The sequence below is a fragment of the Mesorhizobium sp. M2A.F.Ca.ET.067.02.1.1 genome, from assembly GCF_004023285.1.
Lineage (GTDB): Bacteria > Pseudomonadota > Alphaproteobacteria > Rhizobiales > Rhizobiaceae > Mesorhizobium.
In genome coordinates this window covers 1-3,956 of record NZ_RZSB01000562.1, presented here as the reverse complement: position 1 = coordinate 3,956, position 3,956 = coordinate 1, and the positions used below count along the sequence as shown (strand labels likewise).

Genomic DNA, 3,956 nt, shown 5'->3' with positions numbered 1-3,956 from the left:
ATGGTGGCCTGACCAACCTACACTCGACAGCTACCAGAAACTGCTCGATCCGCAGAACAGCGTCGGCCAGGATTTCCTGCGCTTCTTCTGGAACAGTCTCATCGTCTCGACCGCCACGACGATCCTTTCGGTGATCGTGGCGGTTCCCGCGGCCTACGCGTTCTCGCGCTTCACCTTCCCAGGTCGGAACTTCCTTTTCTTCGCCGTCCTGCTGCGCAACATGTTCCCGGCGGTGATCTTCCTGGTGCCGCTCTTCATCCTGATGCGCGCGATCGGACTGGTGAACACGCATGGCTCGCTTGTTCTCACCTACCTCACCTTCGGCCTGCCGCTGGCGATCTGGCTCTTGAAGGGCTTTTACGACAACATCCCGGTGCAGCTCGAGCAGGCGGCGCGCATCGACGGCGCAACGCGGTTCCAGGCCTTCATGCTGATCGTGATGCCGCTCTCGACGCCAGGCATCATCGCCACCGCGATCTATTCCTTCATCGGCGCCTGGAACGAGTACATCTACGCCTACACCTTCCTCTCCAAGAACGAACAGCTGACGCTGCCCGTCGGCATCCAGCGCTTCTTCTCGGAGAACACGACGGACTTTCCTGGCCTGATGGCGGCCAGCTTCATGATGAGCGTGCCCGTCGTGGTGCTGTTCCTCCTCCTGCAACGATACTTCGTGCGCGCCCTCACGGAAGGCGCGGTCAAGCACTAGAGCCGGATGATTTCAGGTCGAACCGACCTGAAATCTGAATCCGGCTCTAAATCAAAGAGATAGAGCATGATGTCGTCCGAAAACCGCTTCACACTTTTCGGCATCATGCTCTAGGGAGCTGCCTGCATGGCCCATGTGGTCCTCAAAGATCTCGTCAAGACCTATGGCAGCTTCAAAGCCGTCAACGACGTTTCGCTGACAATCAATGACGGCGAGTTCGTTGCGCTTGTCGGGCCCTCCGGCTGCGGCAAGACGACCACGCTCAATCTCGTCGCGGGCCTGATCTCGGTCACATCGGGCGACATCGTCATCGGCGACCGGGTGGTCAACGACCTCGACCCCAAGGACCGGGACATTGCCATGGTGTTCCAGAACTACGCGCTCTATCCGCAAAAGTCGGTCTATATGAACCTCGCCTTCCCACTGCAGATGCGCAAGCTGCCCAAGGACGAGATCGACAGAAAGGTCAGGGAAGCAGCGCGGGTCCTCGACATGACGCAGCTGCTCGAACGCAAGCCGCGCGAGCTTTCAGGCGGGCAACAGCAGCGCGTGGCGCTCGGACGCGCCCTCGTGCGCGATCCTGCGGTGTTCCTGATGGACGAGCCGCTCTCCAATCTCGACGCCAAGCTGCGCGTGCAGATGCGATCCGAGATCAAGCGGTTCCACCAGGACCTCAAGGCGACGATCATCTATGTGACGCACGACCAGCTCGAGGCCGTGACCATGGCGGACAGGATGGCGGTGATGAATGGCGGCTACCTGCAGCAATATGATTCGCCGGCGCAGGTTTTCGCCCATCCCGCCAATATGTTCGTCGCGAGCTTCGTCGGCAGTCCGGCGATGAGCCTTATTCCGCTGGAGGGGTCGACGGCAAATGGCGGCGCCGTCCTGACGAGCGCGGAAGGCTGGAGTCTTGAGCTGTCGCAACGCAATGCGCGCAAGGTCCAGAAAGCGACCACCAGGAAGGTCGTGCTCGGCGCGCGGCATTCGACGATCAAGCTGCACAAGAGCGCGGTCCCCGGTGCCATTCCAGCCAAGGCCTATACGGTGGAGCCGACCGGAGACGTGACCTTCGTGCAGGCGTTCCTCTCCGGTGCCATCGTCAACATCAGCGTGTCCCCCAACGTCGCCGTCGCACCCGACGAGCAGATCTGGCTCGAGTTCGACCAGGAGCGCATGCACCTGTTCGACAGCGAAACGGAAATGGCGCTCGAGGCCAGTTGAGACGGCGAACGCATGAGACATGAGGGGGAATGACGACGAAGATGAAGATCACCGCGATCAAGCCCTACCCGGTGTGGGTCGGGACCCGTAACCAGATGCTCGTCAAGGTCGAGACCGACCAGGGCATCTTCGGCTGGGGCGAGAGCGGCCTGAGCGGTCGCGAGAAGGCCGTGGCCGGTGCGGTCGAGCACTATCGCGAATTTCTCATCGGCCGCGACGCCATGCAGATCGGCCGGATCTGGCAAGAACTCTATCGCAGCCAGTATTTCGAAGGCGGGCGGGTTCTGCAGGCGGCGATCTCCGCGATCGACATCGCGCTTCACGACATCAAGGGCAAGGCGCTAGGCGTGCCGGTCTACGAGCTGCTCGGCGGCAAGCAGCGTGATCGCATCCCCACCTTCGCCTCGACCGGAGACGAGGCCGAGGGCGACGCCGCCATCGAACGAGCGCGCGAACTGCATGCCGAAGGATGGCAGGCGATCCGCTTCTTCCCCGCCGGACAAAGCAGCAGGGACATTTTCGAGCCGCGCGAGTCCATCGGTCCTACCGCCACCATGCTGAACAAGGCGCGAGAGGCGCTGGGCGACGAGGTCGTGCTCGGCATCGACTATCATCATCGGCTGTCGGTGGCCGAGGCGGCGAGCTTCTGCGGCAAGCTTGGCCGCGGCGTACTCGATTTTCTCGAGGAGCCGATCCGCGACGAAGCGCCGGAGGCCTATGAGAGCCTGCGCACGATGACCGACATCCCCTTCGCCATCGGCGAGGAGTTTGCAAGCAAGTGGCAGTTCCTGCCCTATATCGAGCGCGGCATCCACCAATTCAACCGACTCGATGTCTGCAATGTCGGCGGGCTCACCGAGGCGATGAAGGTCGCCGGCTGGAGCGAAGCGCATTATGTCGACCTGATGCCACACAATCCGCTTGGCCCGGTGTGCACGGCCGCGACCATCCATCTGGGCGCCGCGGTGCCCAACTTCGCCTGGCTCGAAACCAGGGTGCCCGAAAGGAAGCTGGGCTTCGACAATTCCGAGTTCTTTCCCGTGCAACCGCGGCTGGACGGCACCCATTACCCGGTCGGCGACCTGCCGGGGCTCGGGATCGAGGTCAACGAGGCGGCGATCCAGGCGCAGAGCTTTCGCTTCTGGGAAGCGCCGCATCTCAAGCGCCGCGACGGTTCCGTCACCAACTGGTAGTTCCATCTCACCCGGAGTCCGACAATGACGCATACAACCGACATCACGCGACCGTCCAAGGACCTGATCGAAGCGCTGAAGGAGATCGGCGCGGCGACGGTCGCCGGCACGCTCGGCCACATGGGCTTCCGCAGTCCGCACATGGTCGGCCCGGTGGCGCAGAACCATGGCAAATCGATCGTCGGACCGGCGCTGACGCTGCAATTCCTGCCGCAGCGGCCGGACCTCTTCAACGAAGGCGAATATGCCGATCCGGAAACGCAGCTGCACCGGCATGTGCTCTACCACGCGCAGGAGGGCGACGTGGTCGTGGTCGACGCGCGCGGCGACATGAGGTCCGGCGTCTTCGGTGATATGATGTCGACCTATTTCAAGGGCCGGGGCGGCGCAGGCATCGTCATCGACGGATGCATGCGCGACCGGCCCAATGTCGAGAAGCTCGACCTGCCGCTATGGCTGCGCGGCTGGACGCCCAACTATCATGTGCAGACCAGCATCTATCCCAATGCCGTCAACGTTCCGATCGCCTGCGGCGGTGTCACCGTGATCCCCGGCGACATCATCGTCGCCGACGATGACGGGGCGGTGGTGGTCCCCGTCTCGATGGCGCCCATGGTGATCGAGGAGGCGCAGAAGCACCACGATTGGGAAGAGTTTTCCCGAGAGAAGCTCATGCAGGGCGCGCCCTTGCAGCGCTACTATCCGCTGCACGACGATGCCCGCGGAGAGTATGAGGCGTGGCGCAAAACGAGGCGTTAGGAAAGCTCAACGAGGGCGGAGCGCTGGTGCAGGCACGTGGCCGCGCTTGGGGCCAGCTCATCTTCCAGAAG

General features: G+C 62.7%; 4 protein-coding genes and 1 pseudogene. All 5 read left to right on the top strand.

The annotated features are described in order from the left end of the window. Positions 1–709: carbohydrate ABC transporter permease (locus EOA28_RS27560; protein ID WP_148670879.1), on the top strand; the 709-nt coding region annotated here is incomplete at its 5' end. A gap of 126 nt (positions 710–835) precedes the next feature. After that, a complete protein-coding gene (locus tag EOA28_RS27555; RefSeq protein ID WP_127249314.1) occupies positions 836–1,933 on the top strand; it encodes an ABC transporter ATP-binding protein in 1,098 nt (365 codons plus the stop codon). Positions 1,934–1,962: 29 nt separating this feature from the next. Continuing rightward, on the top strand, positions 1,963–3,126 hold the full coding sequence (locus EOA28_RS27550) for a mandelate racemase/muconate lactonizing enzyme family protein (protein WP_127249315.1): 1,164 nt from the start codon (positions 1,963–1,965) through the stop codon (positions 3,124–3,126). Between the two features lie 24 nt (positions 3,127–3,150). After that, positions 3,151–3,885 carry a ribonuclease activity regulator RraA gene (locus EOA28_RS27545; protein ID WP_126078762.1) on the top strand — a complete coding sequence of 245 codons (735 nt, stop codon included), beginning with the start codon at positions 3,151–3,153 and terminating at the stop codon, positions 3,883–3,885. Next, positions 3,882–3,956 (top strand): annotated as a pseudogene (locus tag EOA28_RS39620) (NADP oxidoreductase coenzyme); the annotation flags it as partial. The gene EOA28_RS27545 and the pseudogene EOA28_RS39620, both read left to right, overlap by 4 nt.

Coding starts and splice junctions, on each gene's coding strand:
- EOA28_RS27555 (WP_127249314.1), top strand. CDS start 836: ATGGCCCATGTGGTCCTCAAAGATCTCGTCAAGACCTATGGCAGCTTC.
- EOA28_RS27550 (WP_127249315.1), top strand. CDS start 1,963: ATGACGACGAAGATGAAGATCACCGCGATCAAGCCCTACCCGGTGTGG.
- EOA28_RS27545 (WP_126078762.1), top strand. CDS start 3,151: ATGACGCATACAACCGACATCACGCGACCGTCCAAGGACCTGATCGAA.